Here is a 19,462-nt window from a genome sequence, read left to right on the forward strand (position 1 = left end):
TTATCTTGTTTCACAATAGAAAAAAAGGAATACCTCTTGGCTATTCCTTTTTTGGCTTAAGGCCATCCTTCAATCTTGTATGCGACTCGGTGAAATTCAGGAACCGTTACAAATTGATAGTCGTTTTTTATTAAATACTTAATAAGTTTCGGCAATGAAGCAACAATTTGATCTCGCGCTCCGCTGCCGTATCGATCCCCATCGTGCATGACAATAAGATTCTTTTCTTGTAAATTTTTAATCGTATATTTGCATATGGCCAATGGATCTTCCTCACGCCAATCCTGACTATCTACATTCCATAGAACAGACGTCATTCCCAATTCCTTAATAGCAGCAAGAGCTGTATCATTTATCGAACTGTAAGGTGCACGAAATAGCTTGGGAGAATAACCTATTATTTTCTCTATTTGAATATTTGTAGAAGTGATTTCTTTCCATAATTCACGTTTAGAAAGAGTTGTAATATCAGGATGACTCCACGTATGATTTCCAATTACATGCTTTTCTCTATGAATACGTCGGATCAGCTTCGGAAATTTTTCCGCTTCTGCACCTACGACAAAAAAGGTCGCACGTACATTATACCTTTTTAGAATTTTTAAAATAGCAGCCGTGTAGGCTGAGGGTCCATCATCAAACGTTAACGCAACATATTTTGGTGAATTTTGATTCATATGTTCTCCCCTTATATAAAATAGATATAGAAATAAACCCCTCACTTTGTGGGTGTAAGCTGAGGGGCTTTTACGGCGAGATAATTTTTAAGAGATGATGTTATATCTTTTTCTGCATACAATACTGCTATAGGTAATAAATTTGTTCAAAAGAACTCGCCAAGTAGTCAAATCCGCGAGGCCGCAGTGTTTCAAACTGCTGAATAATTTTTATTCTTTCCTCTGAGCCTCCAGGAAGATCGTAGAGTTTCGTCACAGGCTGTCCATTATTTAAATATTCAATAATTCTAAACAGCATGACGCGAAAAGCATGTTTAAATTCATTATATTCGCCAGGAAAACGTTCCTCCAGCTGATTATATTCAACTAATGTTTTATGCATATGCATAAACGGAAGCTCTTTCCATTCAAGAGATAAAATAAGAACGTCTATATGTGGGTGTTTGTTAACAAAACGATAGTGGTTACCCCACTGCTCTTTCACTTTCCGCTTCGATATTCCATGTTCTTGATGATAAGCAACTGTAGAGGGATCTAAAACAAACTGTACGCCATTTTTATACAATCGATACCCAAGCTCCCAGTCTTCCGCCCCGTAGCCGATAAACGTCTCATCAAAAAGACCGGATTTTTTTAAGTTCGCTTTTCTTACTGATACATTTCCACTTAAAAAGGCAATATAAGGTAGCGTAAATCCTTCAAGTCGCTCTCCGAAATGTTTTAGCCCGCTGTTAAGAAAATAACGATTAGGAAAGGATAAACGTTGAAAACGATTTGTATCAATATCTTCTTTTGTTACAAGAGGACAAGGAACATTTGAATGCTGCTTCGTCTGTTCATAGTTTTCATACAATCTTCTATACTCAGCATCGTTATTTACTAGTTCTTTTAAATGAGCCATTTGATCTTTATTATAGTCTGGCATAATAAACGTATAGACTCCCTCATAATGCATAGCTCCAGTAACCACAAGATTGGATTCATGCACATGATGTTTATAGTGATTTTCAATAAAAGCAGGAGGAGCCAGCATTTCTCCGTCTAAAAAGATTAAAAGATCTCCTTCAGCATGGTTAATTCCTATATTGCGCACAAATGAGCGCCCTTTATTTTTTTTCATGCGAATATATTTAAATTTAAACGGGACATCTGCTTCTTTTACAATGTTAGGTGTGTTGTCAGAAGAAGCGTCATCCACTAGAATGACTTCATACTGAGCGTGGGGAAACGTTTGTTTAGATAAACCGTAAAGCGAAAGAGAGGTTTGGTGGTATTTATTATAAGTAGGCATAATAATACTCACTTTAATAGGTTGTTTATGATTATTTTTTATACTCCTACCATATAATGAATGGTCTGCTTTATTTATTTTATTTTTGGTCTCTTTTAAGGGATTTGGACTCTTTTTTTTCTTTTTAATATAGTATTTTCCATCGGAACGGTTGTAATAGGAATCATATAATTCTATTTTAATCATCCTTTCTTTGTTTTTTCTCTATATACTATTCAATAAATGACCGGGTGCTTGTACAATATATAATTTTTTTAGAAAAGGCGTATATAATAGATTCGGGAACTTTGGTAGATCGTTCTATTGAATTAGAAACACATTCTCTTATCATAAATAAGTGTTCTACTTCTCAGTATAAAAAAGCTGCTTACAACTTCATACGTTATAAGCAGCTCCCTTTTATAGCTGATTTCCATATACCCCATCAATATTCGCAACAGCCGTTTGATCAAATATATCTGCATCCATATTTGTATTTTTCATTCGCGCACAAGCAGCTGAAATGTCTCCATATGTTGAGTTGATTCCAACAGATTTAACATCCGCTGTGTGTCCGTTGTGAAGAACTTCTCCAAAATTCATCGATCCGTTTCTTGCCATACCATTAATTCTCGTGTTACAGATGTTAATAACTCCTGCCATGACCATACCACCTTTTCTTAAAATGAATTCGTACATCGTATGCTGTCACAAGCCTATGTGTGAAAAGTTTTTAAGAAGTGAAAAGCAAGGTACAAATACTAGTGAAATTATTCATTTCACCCTGCTTCACCCAAAGTTTCCACATGTTTTTATGCTTTTTCTGTTACAATAAATGCATAAGTTATTTTTCATCCATATTGTTTGAAGGAGGATACGTAATATGGACGAACCAAAAGATATTCAACCTAAAGTAGAAAAAAGTTTCGAACTGATTGGCAAGAAGTGGACAGGATTAATCATTTATGTGCTTATGAGCGGTCCTAAACGCTTTAGTGAATTAAATGAAAGTATACCAGCCTTAAGCAGAAGGCTTTTGACAGAACGAATTAAAGAGCTTGAAGACCACGGAATTGTTGTCCGAAATGTCATTCCGGACCGCCCTATTCGTTCTGAATATTCGCTGACTCAAAAAGGAACGGAGTTAGGTAAAATATTAGGGCCGATTAGCCAGTGGGCAGAAAGCTGGGTGCAAGATTAATAAAACTACTCCATAGAAAGGATGAGCATCATGGCAAATGTTCTCTATATTACTGCACACCCTTTAGCTGAAGACGAATCACTTAGCATGGCTGTGGGGAAAGAATTTATCGACGTATATAAGCAAACACATCCAGAAGATGATGTAGTTCATTTAGATTTATATCAAGCAGATATTCCATACTTAGATGCAGACGTATTTAACGGCTGGAAAAAGCTTCGTTCTCACTCTTCCATCCAGGATTTATCAACGGATGAACGATTAAAAGTGGGACGATTAGCCGAACTAGGCGGACAGTTCGTACTCGCTGACAAATATATTTTTGTCACGCCAATGTGGAATTTCTCTGTTCCTGCGATTATGAAAACGTACATTGATGCGATTACCGTGTCAGGTAAAACCTTTACATATACAAAAGAAGGCGCTCAGGGATTGCTTAAAGGAAAAAAAGCGATTCATATTCAATCCCGCGGAGACGTGTATTCAGAAGGCCCTGAAATGGCAAGAGAAATGGGCCACCGCTATTTAGAAATTATGATGGACTTCTTTGGAATCGAAGCGTTTGAAAGCATTATTATCGAAGGGCAAGTAAAATTCCCTGATCAAATTCCGCAAATTAAAGAAAAAGCACTCCAAACAGCCCATTCAATGGCCAAAACGTTTTAAATTCAATAGAAAAGAAAAAGACCTCGAAGCAGATCGAGGTCTTTTTCTTTCCTCTTCCCTCCCTTATATTTCCCTTGAAATAATGATCACCTTCCTGCTCGTTTTACGCTGAAAATAGATTTAAAGGAAAGATAAAAAGCTGTTATTTTTTGTTACTATTAATAACGCATGAAGCAAAAATGTACGATTTTTCTTTTTCGTTTTTTAATTATCTACGTTCAAAAAAGATGGTTCCTCTAAATGAATAACGTTTAAAATAACACTTTAAAATGAAATAAACCTTTGTTTTTAAAGGGATTATCTACAAAACTCAAAAGCGTAATACTCTTAAAAACGTTTGTGAATATGATAAAACCCAATAAAAAACCTTTGACTAAATTTGTTACGTAAGTTACTATTAATAACGTAGTAGATGTTTCCGAACATATTATCTTTAATTCATGAAACAACATTTATATATTGAAGACAGAAAGGTGAAAAGAATTATGGCAAAAGTATTATATATTACAGCAAACCCTAACGATGCTACGCAATCATTCAGTATGGCTGCGGGAGATGCATTCATTAACGAGTATAAAGAAGTAAACCCAACGGATGAGATTGTTCACGTTAATTTATATCAAGAATATATCCCTCACATCGACGGCGATGTATTCAGCGGATGGGGTAAACTTGGAAGCGGCGCAGAATTTGACGCGCTTACTCCTGAAGAACAGCGCAAAGTTGCTCGTTTAAACGAGTTAAGTGACCAATTTGCTCAAGCGGACAAATATGTATTTGTTACACCAATGTGGAACTTCTCATTCCCACCAGTGATGAAAGCATATTTAGATGCTGTAGCAGTAGCTGGAAAATCATTTAAATATACAGCAGAAGGTTCTGTAGGTCTATTAACAGATAAAAAAGCGTATCATATTCAAGCAAACGGAGGTATCTACTCTCGCGGCCCTGCTGGTGAATTAGAAATGGGTCACCGCTATATGCGCATTATGATGAACTTCTTCGGCGTTCCCTCTATCGGAAGCCTATTTGTAGAAGGACAGGCTGCAATGCCAGATAAAGCACAAGAAATTAAAGAAGACGGCATTGCTCGCGCTAAAGAAGCTGCACGTACGTTTTAATAAAAACTGCAAGCATGAAAAAAAGGAACATCTCCCCATGTTCCTTTTTTTCATGCTTGCATTTATACCTTTGCTTCCCCGCGCAGCAGCGAATAAACATATGTATCAAACGGGATGCCGTTTTGGTACAGGTACTCTCTTAGCGTCCCTTCCTTTTTAAATCCTAATTTGCTCAACAAGGCGATAGATCCACTATTTTGCGTAAATACAATCGCTCCTATACGATTGTATTGAAGTTCGTTGAAGCCATAAGAAATCGCTTCATGAACGGCTTCTGTCGCGTATCCTTTGTTCCAATACTCCGGAAAAAGAGCATAGCTTACGTTCGCTTTCTTATGCTCAGAAGACCACTCTTGAAACCCTATTGTTCCAATCAGCTTTTCTTTTCCTTTTAGCTGAATCCCCCATTTAATCAATTGCTTTTCTTCGTAGCCTTTGGAAAAATTCTTAATGATCTCCTTCACTTGGTTGATCGATTCTAAAGGTTTTTGCCCGTAATAGCGCAGAACCTCTTCATCAGAAAAGCATTCTAAAATCTCACCGGCATCATCTTCTACAATTTTTCTTAACATCAGCCGTTTTGTCTCTAATTCTGGAAACATTTTCTTCCCTCTTTTCTGCACAGCTTATCTATCTACGGTAAACCATACTATTCTCCTCTCAACTAGCAATATCCTGCTAAAATCCTACCCGGGAGGACTCATTTCCTATCCAAATAGTCGATTTACAGCGGAGATAGTGGTATTTTATATAGTGGGCATAAGTTCCTTTTTATCAACACAGAGGCGGTGAACGCAGAAATGAACCAAGATAAAGAATTGCTGTCCACGATACACGCTCTTCAAAAAGAGCTGCAGCAAGAAAAAGAAAACCGTGCGTATATGCAAAAAGATATGGACGAACTAAGAAGCGCTTTATTACAATCAGAACAAGTAAAACAAAACTTAATTGATCAGCTAGAAAAGAAAGTCGATTTGATTTTAACGTTGATTCAAAAAGGAGACGCATAAAGGAATGGATTTTTTTAAAAACAGCAAAATACTATACACTATTGTGGCACTTGTTATTGCCCTCATCGCTGTATTTACCAACAATTCGCCCATTTCCCTCATTCAGCAGCATGAAAATTCAAGCAGCACATCGAGTAGCACATCGGACACTACATCAAGCAACCAATGCTCTGCAGAGACTCAAAGCGACAGGTTATTTACCGGCAAAGAACTTGTCTTACAAGAAGGAAATGATAAATACGGATATTGCCACATTATCGCGCATATGCAAAAACCAGGCGTTGACAACTATCAAGGTAAAAGCCAATTCAGTAAGTATTTAAATGAAAAACAAGCGATGTCTGTTGCTGAAGAAGTCATCAACGAAGGCGAAGACGGCACCAACAATAAATCTGGCAACTACGTTAAAGAAAAGTATATTAGTTCTTTAAACCAAGAAGTTAGAGTTGTGTATACTGACTACAGAGGCAAAGACTACGACTACAGCGTAACGACCATGTATCCAATTGGTCATTAATAATAATGCAGTGAATAAAAGCAGGCGCATGCCTGTTTTTTTTATTTTACCTCTATTTATGATTTACACCTTTAAAAAAGTCTCTGTAAATTTACAGTAGCACTTTTACCTCTTGGACATATTCTAAATATAAAAAAGAAACAGCCCCTTGCTTCTTTTTTAGAAAGAGGTTAAAAAATGAGTAACAAGTACAGAGTTAGAAAAAACGTATTACATCTTACCGACACGGAAAAAAGAGATTTTGTTCGTACCGTGCTAATACTAAAGGAAAAAGGGATATATGACCGCTATATAGCCTGGCATGGTGCAGCAGGTAAATTTCATACTCCTCCGGGCAGCGATCGAAATGCAGCACATATGAGTTCTGCTTTTTTACCGTGGCATCGTGAATACCTTTTACGATTCGAACGTGACCTTCAGTCAATCAATCCAGAAGTAACCCTTCCTTATTGGGAATGGGAAACGGACGCACAGATGCAGGATCCCTCACAATCACAAATTTGGAGTGCAGATTTTATGGGAGGAAACGGAAATCCCATAAAAGATTTTATCGTCGATACCGGGCCATTTGCAGCTGGGCGCTGGACGACGATCGATGAACAAGGAAATCCTTCCGGAGGGCTAAAACGTAATTTTGGAGCAACGAAAGAGGCACCTACACTCCCTACTCGAGATGATGTCCTCAATGCTTTAAAAATAACTCAGTATGATACGCCGCCTTGGGATATGACCAGCCAAAACAGCTTTCGTAATCAGCTTGAAGGATTTATTAACGGGCCACAGCTTCACAATCGCGTACACCGTTGGGTTGGCGGACAGATGGGCATTGTGCCTACTGCTCCGAATGATCCTGTCTTCTTTTTACACCACGCAAATGTGGATCGTATTTGGGCTGTATGGCAAATTGTTCATCGTAATCAAAACTATCAGCCGATGAAAAACGGGCCATTTGGTCAAAACTTTAGAGATCCGATGTACCCTTGGAATACAACCCCTGAAGACGTTATGAACCATCGAAAGCTTGGGTACGTATACGATATAGAATTAAGAAAATCAAAACGTTCATCATAACCCGTTCTAGAAACAGCAGTATACAATCAAAAACAGGTAAACCCCTTCCCTTCTGACATAACTTATAAGGCCACAAGCATCATAAAACTCACTGTTTCATTTCCATTCACCATAAAATATAGTTAATCAACCATAATTGGGCTGTGAATAAGCTTCATATAAGGACCTTGGAACATATGAATAAGTTATCAAAGCTTTATAAAAGTTTTATAAATGAAGGGAAGATATCAAAATGCATAATAACGTAAACGCACCTTTTAGTTCTAATGAAAATATGCCATTCTCACCTGCTATGGCTCACCATGCCTATACAGCTCCTGCTTATGAGCACATGGTTCCACACTGCGGGTATTCAATGCCGGACTATGGATATATGGTTCCTGAATGTGGATATGGCGTTCCTCACCACGGATGTAATGGTTTCGCCATTATCATCGTACTGTTTATTTTACTCATTATTATTGGTGCATGTGGTTGCGGTTTCTGGCACGATGAGTGTTAACCTAAAAAACTCCAGTATAAATACTGGAGTTTTTTCATGTCTTAATAGGCGGCAGGCACCTTCAGAATTCTATAGCGTTTCATCCAAATCTAGGGGTCTCAACTTTTCTTCGATTTCTTTGCGCTTCGGCTCTAAAAATGGCGGCAGGGCTAATGTTTGGCCCATCGTTTCAAGCGGTTCATCGGTCGCAAATCCAGGTGTGTCCGTTGATAATTCAAATAAAATGCCGTTTGGTTCTCTGAAATAAAGTGCTTTGAAATAGTATCGTTCTACTTTACCGGAATTCGGCAGACTGTTTTCATTTAATCGAGCTGCCCACTTATTGTATTCTTCTTCATTTGGAACACGGAATGCAACGTGATGAACGCCACCGCGCCCTAAGCGAACTTTCGGCAAATCGGGTCTCGTTTCAATATGAACTTCGGCTCCGCTTCCGCCTTCACCTGTTGCATAAACCAAAATATCTCTATGATCTCCTGCAAGTGATGGATAAGAACCCGCGTAGCGAAATCCCATAATATTTGTCAGTACGTCAACAGTTGGTTCTGGCGTACCCACCGTTAGCGTGACCGGTCCTAAGCCGATAATCGCATGTTCTAACGGAATGTTTTCGCACTTCCACGGCACGCCTGCTCTTACCCCTTTTTCACCGTTGTCCGCGACAAGAAGCAAACGTGTACCTTCATAATCTTTAAATGCTAACGTATCACGATTAGCTCGTTTAGCTATTTCTTCATATTCCACTCCGTACTGCTCAAAGCGCTCTTTCCAAAAGTGTAAAGAATTCGTACTTTTAACGCGAAGCGAAACAGTCGAAATGTCAGATGCACCTTGATGCGTTCTTGCAAGCCCCGGAATATCAAAAAACGTTACTTCCGTTCCTGGCGTCCCTTCTCCATCTGCATAAAACAAGTGGTAAGACTGAGTGTTATCTTGATTCACCGTTTTTTTTACTAATCGCATGCCTAAAACTTTGGTGAAAAACTGATAGTTTTTCTCAGCTTTCCCCGTCAAAATAGATACATGATGCAACCCTAACAATTCCATCTGCTCCGCCTCTTTTCATAATATATAAATTTTTTAACTTCCACTAAAATTATCTTTAATTTAATTATCTTTAATTAAAGATAATTTTAAAGGATATACAGCCTGTTTGTCAATAACAAGAAAATGTTGTGAACATAAAAAAGAAACTAAACACATAGTTAGTTTCTCTTTATCTTCCCTTTAACAAACTGCTGATCTTTTCCAACAGCGGTTACTTCTTAAGCACGCGCTGCACATTTTGCTTCATCAGCTCCGCAATTTTTGTTTCATTTTCACGAGACGTCTGCTCTAATTTTTCTATGACTAACTGCTGTCTTTCGACTGAATGATTTTGACTTATCTTTTGTTTGCCTTCCATTTTGCTGATGTCGATTTTAAACCCAATGATTCCTTTGCTTAAACCATTCATATAAGCAGGATCAACGTCATCTAGTGTATATGTACTGCTCGGGCTTTCATATTTCTCCACCATCTTCCTCAGCAGCCCAAGCAGTTCTGTTGGTTCTTCAATCACTTTCATGGTGCCATACACGTGAACAGCTTCATAATTCCATGTTGGTACAGCTTGATTCGTTTCATACCAAGACGGTGAAATATAACAGTGAGGCCCTTGAAAAACAACCAAAATTTCTTGATTTTCAGCATCTTTCCACTGCAGATTCGGACGAGCAAAATGTCCGTATAAAGCTTTTTCTTTCCGGTTTAACATCAGGGGCAAATGAGTAGCATAAGGCTTTTCATTATGATACGAAAACAAAGTGGCAAATCCATTGTCTTCAATAAATTCATACATTATTTGTTCCTCATTCACTTTAAAATACTTTGGAATATACATCGGCGCTTCTCCTTTATCTCTTATTTAGTAAAAGATATAATACTATACGTGTTTGCAACAGCGTCAGTTATGAACTTTTTATGGAGGTCAGCAAACATTTTACCATCTATGAATGGATTTTTTAAGAAGCTTATGCTACACTGCTACGATGTAAACCGCTATTTTTTATATGTATTTATTTAGCACATGATGCAACTAGATACATGTTTGTTAAATAAAGCTTCAGAAACTCAAAAAAAGAAGAGCTTGTTTAAAACAGCTCCTTTCTCACGTTTATCTATACAATTGAGGATTTTTCTCTCGTTTGATAGGTCCGCCTTTGGCTATATGCCACTCAATGACGCGGTCGGTCAAACGATCGTATAAGTCATCTTCTAAATACGGATCTTCTGCCGAAGTGAGCAAGGTGTGAACATCGGCTTTTATTTCGGCTAACATAGCTGTGCTGAATACGTCCGGATCATTCAATACGTCTAGTATATATAACACCAGCATCTCAAATCCGCCGTCCCAATTGGCATTTCCGTTGCCTTGAGCTTCACAGCGAAGCTTTTCAATGGCCCGGATGACTTCTCCTTCTACGATATCCGACTGGCCATTTCTCGGAACATAGTTTAACCATAGCTCTTTTGCTTCGTCAAAATACTTCATTCTGAACTCCTTCTTTCAAAACTTTATTCCTTTTTATTCCTTTGATTCATTGCCGTTCCAAAAGCAACTCCTAAGGCCGTTCCGATCGCAATGCCGAACCCAATATTATCCATAAGCATACCGAGAGAAGCTCCCATCGCAACGCCCATCCCTAACCCCATTCCTAGATAATCTGTCTTTTTCTTTTCTTCAGACAAAAAACCACTCCTTTTTTCTACTATTTTATTGATACCTTTTATACGTAAAAATCGCGCTAAAAGTTTCATAAAAATGGAAAAAAAGCAGTCTCTGTAACTGCTTTTTAAATGATGAGCTGATAAACGGCCTCTCCAATCAGCAAGACCGACGTAAGCATGCAGATCATCCCAAATACGTACATTGTTTTACGTGCAGAAAAATACAAACAACTCAACAGGGAAAGGTATCCAAACCTTAAGAAAAGGGCATTTTAAAAGTAACGAAATTTTGCTTACTTAAAAAGGATGGATTACATTGACACCAAACCAACAGGAATATCTAAAAAAAATACATAGCATACAAGAAAATCTAGCCAAAACGTGGGCTGAATATTGGCAGCAATACTCCACTCCAGGCTCTTGGCAGTTTTGGGTTACCTTGGGGGCTTTCATTTTACCTTTAGTCATTCTTTATTTTTTAATTGATCGAAAAAAAGCCTTTCACTTAGGGTTTTATGGATTTAACGTGCACGTTTGGTTTCACTATAGCGACACCGCTGGAGTTTATAACGGGCTGTGGACGTATCCTTACCAAATCAACACAATCATACCCGTAAGCTTTAGCCTAGATGCTTCGCTTATTCCTGTCTCTTTTATGCTTCTTTATCAATGGACAATTAACCATCATAAAAATTACTATGCATATGCAACTGTTCTTTGTTTGTTTTTTGCTTTTATTTTCAAGCCTCTATTAACAGGGATTGGCTTTTTCCAGCTGCATGAATGGGCTACTTACGGTTATTTATTTGTATTTTATCTGGGTGTGATACTGCTATCAAAATGGATTACCAATCTGTTTCTTTATTTTGAAAAACAGCATTAAATTTGATAAGTGTCATCAATAAAAAACGTAAGCATCTTCAAAAGACCTTACGTTTTTTTGATTGTTTTCCTTACTAGTTGTCTGCTTCCTCAAAAAATAGAAGGCTTTTCTCATTGTTAATTTAGAACATGCTGCATCTAGCAATAATAAAACTTCTGTTAGCAGCAAACTAAGCCCTGCTTAAATTAGCGTTATATAAGTCCATTAAACTGCTTAAATCATCCAACAACGGGCAGTGGCCTACGCCTTTCATAATTTTTAACGTCGCGTTTTCCCCTATGCCTTTCGCGATGTCAGATGCATCTCTTGTGGAAACCATCTTATCTTCATCGCCTTGAATAACTATAGTAGGAATCATAATTTTTTCCACCTCTCCTGTCCCTTCCACAACACCATTAAAATCGTTTGAAATATTAAATCTCATGAGTGCGTAATTGATATCAATTAAATTTCGCTGCTTGATCGTTCCTTCTAAATATTTTTCAAATTGATCAGCAGACGGCTTATTTTTTGTATATAAAAATTGACGCAGCATCATTTTTAAAAACCATGTGTTTTTTGTTTCTTTTGCGTTTTCTACCATTCTAAATGCTTCTTTTACTTCTTCTTTGGTTTGTATAAAGTTGTTAGGAATAGGCAGTTCTAGGAACGTTCTTCTTGGAATGGGGTAGCCTTTAATGTTGACGGAGCTTAAGAGAATTAAATTTTTGGCATCATTCGGATGATCAATCACATATTGCATAGCAACTGCTCCTCCTAATGACCATCCGCTTATTGTAAAAGCAGACAACTTTAAAGCATCCGCAAACAGTTTGACATCATCTGATAAGTCTTTGATTGTGTGGATAGGTGTATGATAAGTGGAGTCTCCAAATCCTCTTAAATCGATCGCATAAGCTGTGATATGTTCTGGAAGTTCATTCATTAACACATCCCAGTTAAGGGAAGAATTCATGTTTCCGTGAATTAACAAAAGTACCTCTTTTCCGCCTTTTTTCATTCGGTAATTTACTGTTTCTCCATTCGGTAATTCTACTTTTGCTTGTTCTAAAGCAGATACGGTCATCGCTATTTTCCTCTTTTCTTATATAATTAGAACGATCGGTAGCATTTATTTTTTAATACCCTATTTATCAAGATTTAAGCAGTTAGAAAGAAGTTGTGCAAAAGCCAACATAATGCTATGTTATTCTACTTGCTAAAAAAGACAGCCAAATATGCGATTCGGCTGCCTTTTTATAATGAAGAAATATACGAATGAGCAACAAGGCCATTACTTTTTCGGTGCGTCTAATGCTTGATAGGCAAGCTGATATTTCCCGCCTTCAGCCACTTCTGCATGGTACAGAGCTTTAAGAGCAAAGTTTTTTTCAAGGCTGTGCTCTTTCATCAGTCCATTCAGCTTACCTTGCAGTTCCTGATTGTCTTTAATGAGCTGCTTCATCTGTGATTTTAAATATTTCATGGTGTTTTCCGCTCCTTTCACTTGATGAATATCTATCAAGTATATCACTTAAGGATAGGATAATGGTAAAACGACTTACAATTGAGCGATTAAATCTGTACAGCTCTGTTTTTTAAGCGTCCTACAAGCGGAACGACGATGATGCCAGCAATAACAACTTGCATCACATTCCCCGGTATAGAACCAAGCGGGAGGATCCAGTTACCGTAAAGAATCACTTCGGCAAAATAGTAGCCTACGACTTTCACAATCAGCGCAGCAACAACTGCCAGTGTGTTCACAAGTGCTCTTTTACCAGGTGCTTTTTCAGATATAAGACCTGCTAAAAAGCCCATTGCCCCTACGATAATAAACGTAAACGGCGCCCATGCTGTCCAGCCGGAGATGAGATCGAATAAACCCATTCCAAAAGCCCCGGCGATGGCTCCTGTTTTTTTGCCGTAAAGAAAGGCTGCTATAAAAAGAGGAACGTTGCCTAAATGGATGAGGCCTCCGTTACCCATGATTGGAAGCTTGATGTTGATAAACATTGTCGCTACAAACGTCAGTGCGATAAAAAGTGCATGCATAGATAAAGCTTTAATTTTGGTTGATTCTCTGGGTGAGTATGTTGAATTCATCTGTTGACCTCTTTCTTTTTTTACTACTATCATACTCCTAATTACACACTTAATAAATACGTAAAACTATTTATTTAGTAAGGTATATCATTCTAGCAGTACACAGGGATCCGCCAACTTCAAAAATTGTCCTATCTGTTCTTAAAAAAATAAAGCTGCTTCTGCTTCCTTTAGCAGACTGCGGTGCCTAATTTTTGTTATGGTAAAGAGTCTGTTCGGGCATAATATGAGCAAATCGTTCTTTTTCAAGAGTTGACGAAGGCTGATAAATATGAGAAATTATATGTTTGTAGAAATGAATGGAATAACCTAGAATTCCAGCGAAACCTGTTACTATAATTGTACTGATATTGACCAAGTTCGTTCAGATTGTGGCAGTCATGATTTTTACATACAGCAAGCAAGTTATAGGAGGAGCAAGAATGGATAATAACGATATTTTAATTAGATTACGATATGCCTTGGATTTAAAAAACACAGAAATGGTAGAGATCTTTAATCTTGGCGGAGTAGACGTAACAAAAGAAGACGTATTAAAGATCCTTACGAGAACACCAGACGAAGAGGACGAGGATGCAATTCATGCGGACGAACACATCTCGTGCAGTAACAATATGTTAGATTCTTTTTTAAACGGTTTTATTACCTTTAAAAGAGGAGAACAAGACCCTAAACCAGGGCAAGCACCTCCAGCGCCGGTTCAAAGCAATCAAAATATGTATAACGTCTTATTAAAGAAAGTAAAAATTGCTTTGTCCCTAACCAGTGAAGAGATGTTAGAAGTATTCGACGACGGTGGCATACGTGTATCTAAAGCAGAATTAGGTGCTTTATTACGAAAAAAAGGCCACAAAAATTACAAACCGTGCAAAGAGAATTTTGCTCGAAAATTCCTAAGAGGCTTAACCGTACAATATAGAGGATAAAATGATACACACTTTTTCAAATCAGAGTATTCATTATGAAATACGATATAAAAACCGAAGTTCTTTTGCAATCAAAGTAGACGGATACGGAACGGTCGAAGTCCTTGCTCCTAAAGGAACCTCTACTGAACAAGTACGGATGTTATTAGAGAACAACTGGGCATTGATTCAGCAAAAAATAAACGAAATGAAAGATAGAACGCATGGACCACAGAAAAAAGTCTATGAACCCGGAGAACGCTTTTTGTATGTAGGAAAAAACTATCCGATACAGATTCATCACGATTCGACCATTACAAAGGATTCTGTAGTGTTTGAAGCGAACACGCTTCAGATTTATGTCAATCAACACGACAATGAAGCGATAAAACAAGCGCTCAAACGCTTTTACTATCAACAATGTAAAGCGCTAGTAACCAAGAGTATCTCCTCCTATCAAAAACATTTTAAAACAAAGCCGCGCTCCATTTCGATTTCCGATAGCAAAAAAGCGTGGGGCACGTGTGATTCCAAGCGTCAGCTAACCTTTAACTGGCGGCTGGCAATGGCACCGCAGCACGTCATTGATTACGTAGTCGTTCATGAAATGTGCCACATGGTTCATATGAATCACGACCGGTCGTTTTGGCGTCTTGTCGGTAAAATCATGCCCGATTATCGTGAACAAGAGAACTGGCTGGAAATGTCGAGCTGGGAAATGACAGTGTAGTGGCTACATAAAAAAGAGCAGAAGCCCCGGGGCATACTGCTCTTTTTTTATCTTTAACTATAGCGATATTTTCTTAAATCTTTTAAAATCGAAATTTCTTTTAACAATTCTTCTCCGACGTTTGTTTCTAAAACCATTTTTCTTTCTAGTTCTTTATCAACCAATCGCTTTACGGATAAAACGTCCGTTCCTTCTAATAAAATCTCTTCTTTTGAATTAAAGTGTTTATGAGCGACTAGCTGCATACCGTAAGAATTATATAATAATGTATAGCCAGCAATCCCTGTTGTAGACTGATACGCTTTTGAAAAACCGCCGTCAATAACAATCATCTTTCCATTTGCTTTGACTGGGTTTTCTCCCTCAATTTCTTTGACTGGCGTATGACCATTAATGATATGACCATGATCCGGATTCAGCTTAAATTCTTCCAGAATGTTTCGGCAGACTTCTTCATTTTCCCGTAAGTAGTAATACGGATTCTTTTTTTCTTTATGCGTTGCTTTATCACTGATAAAATATCGTTCAAACGTCGTCATTGCGCGTTTCCCGAAAAGTGATGAATATTCCCCTGTCCATAGGTACCAGACCATATCTGTTGCCAAATCATCCGTTTCTTCAGGATGTGCAAAAGCCTCTTGTAAATAATGTTCAAACACATCAAGCAAGTTGCGTCCCGCATACGTTTTATCTTCTATCGTCATTTTTTCCATGTTTCCTTCTTCATCTAAAGGAATGCAGCCGTGTATTAATAAGTTTCCGTTGTATTTTAAATAAAGGCTGCCTTTTTTCATCAGAAACTTCATATGTCTCGCCAGCTTTTCCGAATGCTGCACAGAAAGCAGCAGTCTTTCCATTACCTGCTCTTCTTCTTCTAATAGCTGATCAGGCTGCGCCGGATTAATCGTTGCAAAGCAGCTGTTTTCTAGCTGATACGTGTTTCCGTATATCGTAATTTCATTTTTATCATAATCAATTTTTTCAAGCAACAGCCTTTCTGACATATTAAAGAAAGGACGTCTTTTTATAATCGGACTTTCAAGCTTGAACTGAATCATCGCAATAGCCTGATGAATTTTCGTAATTTGTAGTCGCTCGTGATCGGATAGTTTATCACTTGAGCTTACCTTTGGTCTAAAAGCAGGATTATCATCATAATATTTCTCCGCCAGGTTAAGCAGGGGTCTCAGGTTAATGCCATATACGTCTTCAATAATATCTAGATTGTCGTATCTCGCGCAGATACGAATAATATTGGCAAGACACACTTTCGAACCCGCAAAAGCCCCTAGCCATAGCACATCGTGATTTCCCCACTGAATATCAACGGAGTGATAGTTAATCAGCGTATCCATAATTTTATCCGGTTCAGGTCCACGGTCATAAATATCCCCTACTACGTGCAGATGGTCCACAACCAATCTTTGCGTCGTATAAGCAAGTCCTATAATAAGCTTATCGGCTTGTCCCAGAGAAATAATCTGCTGAACAATCTTTGTATAGTACTGTTCTTTATTTGTAAATTCATCCGTTTTATATAGCAGCTCTTCAATAATGTACACAAATTGATCCGGCAATGCTTTACGCAGTTTAGAACGCGTGTATTTAGAAGAAGCGTACGAAATGAGATTAAGCATACGATCAATGATTTCTGTATACCATTGATAGAGTTCCTTTTTGTTTCGAAACTGCGCTTTAATCAACGGTAATTTTTCTTCAGGATAATACACTAATGTCGCAAATTCATTGATTTCTTTGTCTGATAATACATTTTTAAAAAGGTCTTTGATTTTCTCTTTTACATTTCCCGAACCGTTTCGCAGCACGTGCTGAAAGGCTTGATATTCGCCGTGTAAATCACTGACAAAATGTTCGGTCCCCTTTGGCAGATGAAGAATAGCTTCAAGGTTAATAATTTCGGTTACCACTTTTTCTTCCGTATCATACTTTTGTGCAAGTAAATCTAGGTATTTTGTGTTCAAAACTATGTATCCCCTTTCAACGTTCACCATTTAGTATAATCACCGTTATAACCTTGTAAGATAAATTGTGATCATAATGTAACGCACCTCTTATTTAACTCTTTTCTCTCCACGCCTCACCCCTTTATTTTAACCTATTTTACGTATAGGTAAAATGGTATAAAGTCTATTTGTTTATAAAGATTAAACGATCTTGCCCCTTTAAAGATGACAGCTAGCTGGTAACATAAAAAAACCTGCTGATCTCAGTCAACAGGTTCGATACATATGAAAGAAGCGCACATAATTAAGAAAGTTTACTCCGACCTCTATATAATAGCAGGTTTTTTCTTCCCTAGCTGTGAGATATCTCACAGCGTTAAGATCTTGCTGGTGTTACAATAAAAATGACCTTTCTGAGACAGGAAAAGTCATCCTTTGTATTATATAAGAATCATCATTCTGTTGAATCTCTGTTCTTTTATGTTCAGAGATTTTTTCTGTTGGATGTGTTAGATGAAGAGAAAAATCGAGGGGAAATCCTCACATTAATGTCTGCTGATACCTTATCCACCCTAATTCTGACCGTTTCACTATTTCAGCATATCCGGTTTTAAAACCCGCCCCTAAGCAATTTAGCTATACAACGGGCGCCCTGTACTAAATAAATTTTACGATATAAAAAAGCAGCGGATGTAAAACATCACGCTGCTTTTCTTATCTCTACACTCCAACCTAAAAGTGAATTATTGCAGAGTGTTCGTACGAATGTAGTGATTTGTGAACTTAGTGAATATTATTCTTTCTGAAATTACCGCCTTTAACTTCCGCTACGTCATATACCGTAACAAAAGCCGTTGGGTCAATTTCATTGATGATTTCTTTCATTTTACTTTCTTCCAAACGGTTGATTACGCATGTGATTTCCTTAAATTTTTCATGAGAATAACCGCCGTAAGCTTCTTTGTATGTAGCGCTTCGACCTAAACGATCACGTATTGTCTCTACCATTAATGCAGGCTGAGAAGTGATAATCTGGAAGGTTTTCGATCCGCTTAGCCCTACCTCTACGATGTGAATAACTTTGGATGCAATAAAGTATGCAATTGCAGAAAGAATCGCGCCTTGCAGACCAAATACTAATGAAACGAAAATAAATACAAATGCATTTAAGAACAAAATAAGATCACTTGTTCCAAACGGCAGTTTTCGAGAAAGCAGTACGGCCAGCATATCGATGCCATCTAAGGCCCCGCCGTTACGAAGTGCAATTCCCATTCCAAACCCGAGGATAATACCGCCAACAACGGTTACGAGTAGTGTATCTCCTTCAATAATTGCTGGAGTGTGATGCATGAGGCTAGTACCGACAGCTAATGAGACAATTCCGAGGATGGAAAATATGGCAAAGCTTTTCCCAATTTGTTGATATCCTAACCATACAAAAGGAATGTTGATAACGGCAATGAGAACCCCAAGTGGCAAGCCAAATAGGTTTGAAGCAACGATGCTAATGCCTGTTACCCCTCCATCTGAAACATGGTTTGGAATTAAGACAGTTTCTAAGCCGTAAGCTGCAATAATTCCTCCGATAATGACCATTAACGCTCGGAAAGCAATTTTTAGCCGCTTAGGCCTGTGATGTTTTTTAGGTGTGTTCATATAATTCCTCACTTTTAAATGTTTTTTACTATTTAAGTGTACCACAAACATTCTCTTTATTTGAACTAAGGAGGCTTACGTATCGCTTTTTAGCTCACATAGTGCAAACATAGATAAAAGAGAAATTCTAGCTGTACAGACTCTATCCTTGCAATAAGTCCCTATTTCTGTTAAGTTTAAGAAGAATTATTTTTGTTCGGTAAAGATTGATAAGTTACATAACTTTCGTCTATAGATTTGAGCAAGGATAGTAACACAATGTGTGCGTGTCACACTAGGAGGCAACAATTATGGAACAAGGTAAAGTAAAATGGTTTAACGCAGAAAAAGGTTTTGGATTCATCGAACGCGAAAACGGAGACGATGTATTTGTACATTTCTCAGCAATCCAAAGCGAAGGCTTCAAATCTTTAGACGAAGGTCAAGCAGTTACATTTGACGTAGAACAAGGTCAACGCGGCCCTCAAGCTTCTAACGTTCAAAAAGCGTAAT

General features: G+C 37.8%; 24 protein-coding genes. 11 read left to right on the plus strand and 13 right to left on the minus strand.

Going from position 1 to position 19,462, the window contains the following annotated elements; all coding sequences use genetic code 11:
* Positions 1-56 precede the first annotated feature (56 nt).
* From OK414_RS18025 to OK414_RS18035, 3 genes are all read right to left on the minus strand, one after another.
* Positions 57-677 carry a polysaccharide deacetylase family protein gene (locus tag OK414_RS18025; protein ID WP_216875357.1) on the minus strand — a complete coding sequence of 207 codons (621 nt, stop codon included), beginning with the start codon at positions 675-677 and terminating at the stop codon, positions 57-59.
* Positions 678-804: 127 nt separating this feature from the next.
* Entirely contained in the window at positions 805-1,968 is a 1,164-nt protein-coding gene (locus OK414_RS18030) for a glycosyltransferase family 2 protein (RefSeq protein WP_404932056.1), read from the minus strand.
* Between the two features lie 399 nt (positions 1,969-2,367).
* Positions 2,368-2,610: a spore germination protein gene (locus tag OK414_RS18035; RefSeq protein WP_013084095.1), complete on the minus strand. Its 243-nt coding sequence runs from the start codon at positions 2,608-2,610 to the stop codon at positions 2,368-2,370.
* Positions 2,611-2,830: 220 nt separating this feature from the next.
* Between OK414_RS18035 and OK414_RS18040 the strand changes: the two genes are divergently transcribed.
* The 3 genes from OK414_RS18040 (at position 2,831) to OK414_RS18050 (ending at position 4,935) form a co-directional block, all read left to right on the plus strand.
* Positions 2,831-3,148, plus strand: coding sequence for a winged helix-turn-helix transcriptional regulator (locus OK414_RS18040; RefSeq protein ID WP_013058076.1), 318 nt, complete (start codon positions 2,831-2,833; stop codon positions 3,146-3,148).
* Positions 3,149-3,178: 30 nt separating this feature from the next.
* The gene (locus OK414_RS18045; protein ID WP_016766604.1) at positions 3,179-3,814 is read left to right on the plus strand and encodes an FMN-dependent NADH-azoreductase; all 636 of its coding nucleotides are present in this window, start codon (positions 3,179-3,181) and stop codon (positions 3,812-3,814) included.
* A 485-nt stretch (positions 3,815-4,299) separates the two neighbouring features.
* Positions 4,300-4,935 (plus strand): FMN-dependent NADH-azoreductase, encoded by a 636-nt coding sequence (locus OK414_RS18050; protein ID WP_263045296.1) that lies wholly within the window; start codon positions 4,300-4,302, stop codon positions 4,933-4,935.
* 62 nt (positions 4,936-4,997) lie between these two features.
* Here the strand turns inward: OK414_RS18050 and OK414_RS18055 are convergent, their stop codons facing one another.
* On the minus strand, positions 4,998-5,537 hold the full coding sequence (locus OK414_RS18055; RefSeq protein ID WP_095379111.1) for a GNAT family N-acetyltransferase: 540 nt from the start codon (positions 5,535-5,537) through the stop codon (positions 4,998-5,000).
* A gap of 198 nt (positions 5,538-5,735) precedes the next feature.
* On the opposite strand from OK414_RS18055, the gene OK414_RS18060 reads away from it, so the two are divergent.
* From OK414_RS18060 to OK414_RS18075, 4 genes are all read left to right on the plus strand, one after another.
* A complete protein-coding gene (locus tag OK414_RS18060) occupies positions 5,736-5,945 on the plus strand; it encodes a hypothetical protein (RefSeq protein ID WP_014459119.1) in 210 nt (69 codons plus the stop codon).
* A 4-nt stretch (positions 5,946-5,949) separates the two neighbouring features.
* Entirely contained in the window at positions 5,950-6,462 is a 513-nt protein-coding gene (locus OK414_RS18065) for a hypothetical protein (RefSeq protein ID WP_013084099.1), read from the plus strand.
* Between the two features lie 177 nt (positions 6,463-6,639).
* On the plus strand, positions 6,640-7,533 hold the full coding sequence (locus OK414_RS18070; RefSeq protein ID WP_205661671.1) for a tyrosinase family protein: 894 nt from the start codon (positions 6,640-6,642) through the stop codon (positions 7,531-7,533).
* Positions 7,534-7,765: 232 nt separating this feature from the next.
* Positions 7,766-8,035 (plus strand): YjcZ family sporulation protein, encoded by a 270-nt coding sequence (locus tag OK414_RS18075; RefSeq protein ID WP_016766599.1) that lies wholly within the window; start codon positions 7,766-7,768, stop codon positions 8,033-8,035.
* Between the two features lie 69 nt (positions 8,036-8,104).
* On the opposite strand, the gene OK414_RS18080 is transcribed toward OK414_RS18075, so the two are convergent.
* The 4 genes from OK414_RS18080 to OK414_RS18095 form a co-directional block, all read right to left on the minus strand.
* Positions 8,105-9,082, minus strand: coding sequence for a ring-cleaving dioxygenase (locus OK414_RS18080; RefSeq protein ID WP_205661672.1), 978 nt, complete (start codon positions 9,080-9,082; stop codon positions 8,105-8,107).
* 211 nt (positions 9,083-9,293) lie between these two features.
* Positions 9,294-9,917: an FMN-binding negative transcriptional regulator gene (locus OK414_RS18085; protein WP_034650256.1), complete on the minus strand. Its 624-nt coding sequence runs from the start codon at positions 9,915-9,917 to the stop codon at positions 9,294-9,296.
* Positions 9,918-10,190: 273 nt separating this feature from the next.
* Positions 10,191-10,568, minus strand: a complete 378-nt coding sequence (locus OK414_RS18090; RefSeq protein ID WP_095379109.1) for a hypothetical protein — start codon at positions 10,566-10,568, stop codon at positions 10,191-10,193.
* Between the two features lie 23 nt (positions 10,569-10,591).
* Positions 10,592-10,765, minus strand: a complete 174-nt coding sequence (locus tag OK414_RS18095) for a hypothetical protein (protein WP_016766596.1) — start codon at positions 10,763-10,765, stop codon at positions 10,592-10,594.
* Between the two features lie 295 nt (positions 10,766-11,060).
* On the opposite strand from OK414_RS18095, the gene OK414_RS18100 reads away from it, so the two are divergent.
* Positions 11,061-11,627, plus strand: a complete 567-nt coding sequence (locus OK414_RS18100; RefSeq protein ID WP_205661673.1) for a CBO0543 family protein — start codon at positions 11,061-11,063, stop codon at positions 11,625-11,627.
* 169 nt (positions 11,628-11,796) lie between these two features.
* Here the strand turns inward: OK414_RS18100 and OK414_RS18105 are convergent, their stop codons facing one another.
* The 3 genes from OK414_RS18105 to OK414_RS18115 all read right to left on the minus strand — a co-directional run bounded on the left by OK414_RS18105 (position 11,797) and on the right by OK414_RS18115 (position 13,712).
* Positions 11,797-12,693, minus strand: a complete 897-nt coding sequence (locus tag OK414_RS18105; RefSeq protein WP_095379108.1) for an alpha/beta fold hydrolase — start codon at positions 12,691-12,693, stop codon at positions 11,797-11,799.
* A 207-nt stretch (positions 12,694-12,900) separates the two neighbouring features.
* The gene (locus tag OK414_RS18110; protein WP_013058089.1) at positions 12,901-13,092 is read right to left on the minus strand and encodes a hypothetical protein; all 192 of its coding nucleotides are present in this window, start codon (positions 13,090-13,092) and stop codon (positions 12,901-12,903) included.
* Between the two features lie 89 nt (positions 13,093-13,181).
* Positions 13,182-13,712 (minus strand): ECF transporter S component, encoded by a 531-nt coding sequence (locus OK414_RS18115; protein ID WP_263045297.1) that lies wholly within the window; start codon positions 13,710-13,712, stop codon positions 13,182-13,184.
* A gap of 422 nt (positions 13,713-14,134) precedes the next feature.
* Between OK414_RS18115 and OK414_RS18120 the strand changes: the two genes are divergently transcribed.
* Positions 14,135-14,638: a DUF1456 family protein gene (locus OK414_RS18120; RefSeq protein WP_016766592.1), complete on the plus strand. Its 504-nt coding sequence runs from the start codon at positions 14,135-14,137 to the stop codon at positions 14,636-14,638.
* 1 nt (position 14,639) lies between these two features.
* Positions 14,640-15,347 carry a M48 family metallopeptidase gene (locus tag OK414_RS18125; protein ID WP_095379106.1) on the plus strand — a complete coding sequence of 236 codons (708 nt, stop codon included), beginning with the start codon at positions 14,640-14,642 and terminating at the stop codon, positions 15,345-15,347.
* Positions 15,348-15,400: 53 nt separating this feature from the next.
* On the opposite strand, the gene fbp is transcribed toward OK414_RS18125, so the two are convergent.
* On the minus strand, positions 15,401-17,329 hold the full coding sequence (gene fbp, locus OK414_RS18130; RefSeq protein ID WP_013084110.1) for a fructose-1,6-bisphosphatase: 1,929 nt from the start codon (positions 17,327-17,329) through the stop codon (positions 15,401-15,403).
* A 765-nt stretch (positions 17,330-18,094) separates the two neighbouring features.
* Positions 18,095-18,970: a YitT family protein gene (locus OK414_RS18135; RefSeq protein ID WP_013084111.1), complete on the minus strand. Its 876-nt coding sequence runs from the start codon at positions 18,968-18,970 to the stop codon at positions 18,095-18,097.
* Between the two features lie 290 nt (positions 18,971-19,260).
* Between OK414_RS18135 and OK414_RS18140 the strand changes: the two genes are divergently transcribed.
* Positions 19,261-19,461: a cold-shock protein gene (locus tag OK414_RS18140; protein ID WP_013058096.1), complete on the plus strand. Its 201-nt coding sequence runs from the start codon at positions 19,261-19,263 to the stop codon at positions 19,459-19,461.
* Position 19,462 lies beyond the last annotated feature (1 nt).

The organism is Priestia sp. JV24 (assembly GCF_025910025.1).
GTDB lineage: Bacteria > Bacillota > Bacilli > Bacillales > Bacillaceae_H > Priestia > Priestia megaterium.

What these genes read in the sequence shown, in the direction of transcription:
- OK414_RS18120 (WP_016766592.1), top strand. Translation starts at nt 14,135, where the DNA reads ATGGATAATAACGATATTTTAATTAGATTACGATATGCCTTGGATTTA.
- OK414_RS18090 (WP_095379109.1), bottom strand. Translation starts at nt 10,568, where the DNA reads ATGAAGTATTTTGACGAAGCAAAAGAGCTATGGTTAAACTATGTTCCG.
- OK414_RS18085 (WP_034650256.1), bottom strand. Translation starts at nt 9,917, where the DNA reads ATGTATATTCCAAAGTATTTTAAAGTGAATGAGGAACAAATAATGTAT.
- OK414_RS18140 (WP_013058096.1), top strand. Translation starts at nt 19,261, where the DNA reads ATGGAACAAGGTAAAGTAAAATGGTTTAACGCAGAAAAAGGTTTTGGA.
- OK414_RS18045 (WP_016766604.1), top strand. Translation starts at nt 3,179, where the DNA reads ATGGCAAATGTTCTCTATATTACTGCACACCCTTTAGCTGAAGACGAA.
- OK414_RS18080 (WP_205661672.1), bottom strand. Translation starts at nt 9,082, where the DNA reads ATGGAATTGTTAGGGTTGCATCATGTATCTATTTTGACGGGGAAAGCT.
- OK414_RS18060 (WP_014459119.1), top strand. Translation starts at nt 5,736, where the DNA reads ATGAACCAAGATAAAGAATTGCTGTCCACGATACACGCTCTTCAAAAA.
- OK414_RS18115 (WP_263045297.1), bottom strand. Translation starts at nt 13,712, where the DNA reads ATGAATTCAACATACTCACCCAGAGAATCAACCAAAATTAAAGCTTTA.
- OK414_RS18055 (WP_095379111.1), bottom strand. Translation starts at nt 5,537, where the DNA reads ATGTTTCCAGAATTAGAGACAAAACGGCTGATGTTAAGAAAAATTGTA.
- OK414_RS18070 (WP_205661671.1), top strand. Translation starts at nt 6,640, where the DNA reads ATGAGTAACAAGTACAGAGTTAGAAAAAACGTATTACATCTTACCGAC.
- OK414_RS18035 (WP_013084095.1), bottom strand. Translation starts at nt 2,610, where the DNA reads ATGGCAGGAGTTATTAACATCTGTAACACGAGAATTAATGGTATGGCA.
- OK414_RS18040 (WP_013058076.1), top strand. Translation starts at nt 2,831, where the DNA reads ATGGACGAACCAAAAGATATTCAACCTAAAGTAGAAAAAAGTTTCGAA.
- OK414_RS18025 (WP_216875357.1), bottom strand. Translation starts at nt 677, where the DNA reads ATGAATCAAAATTCACCAAAATATGTTGCGTTAACGTTTGATGATGGA.
- OK414_RS18065 (WP_013084099.1), top strand. Translation starts at nt 5,950, where the DNA reads ATGGATTTTTTTAAAAACAGCAAAATACTATACACTATTGTGGCACTT.
- OK414_RS18125 (WP_095379106.1), top strand. Translation starts at nt 14,640, where the DNA reads ATGATACACACTTTTTCAAATCAGAGTATTCATTATGAAATACGATAT.
- OK414_RS18110 (WP_013058089.1), bottom strand. Translation starts at nt 13,092, where the DNA reads ATGAAATATTTAAAATCACAGATGAAGCAGCTCATTAAAGACAATCAG.
- OK414_RS18135 (WP_013084111.1), bottom strand. Translation starts at nt 18,970, where the DNA reads ATGAACACACCTAAAAAACATCACAGGCCTAAGCGGCTAAAAATTGCT.
- OK414_RS18075 (WP_016766599.1), top strand. Translation starts at nt 7,766, where the DNA reads ATGCATAATAACGTAAACGCACCTTTTAGTTCTAATGAAAATATGCCA.
- OK414_RS18105 (WP_095379108.1), bottom strand. Translation starts at nt 12,693, where the DNA reads ATGACCGTATCTGCTTTAGAACAAGCAAAAGTAGAATTACCGAATGGA.
- OK414_RS18030 (WP_404932056.1), bottom strand. Translation starts at nt 1,968, where the DNA reads ATGCCTACTTATAATAAATACCACCAAACCTCTCTTTCGCTTTACGGT.
- OK414_RS18050 (WP_263045296.1), top strand. Translation starts at nt 4,300, where the DNA reads ATGGCAAAAGTATTATATATTACAGCAAACCCTAACGATGCTACGCAA.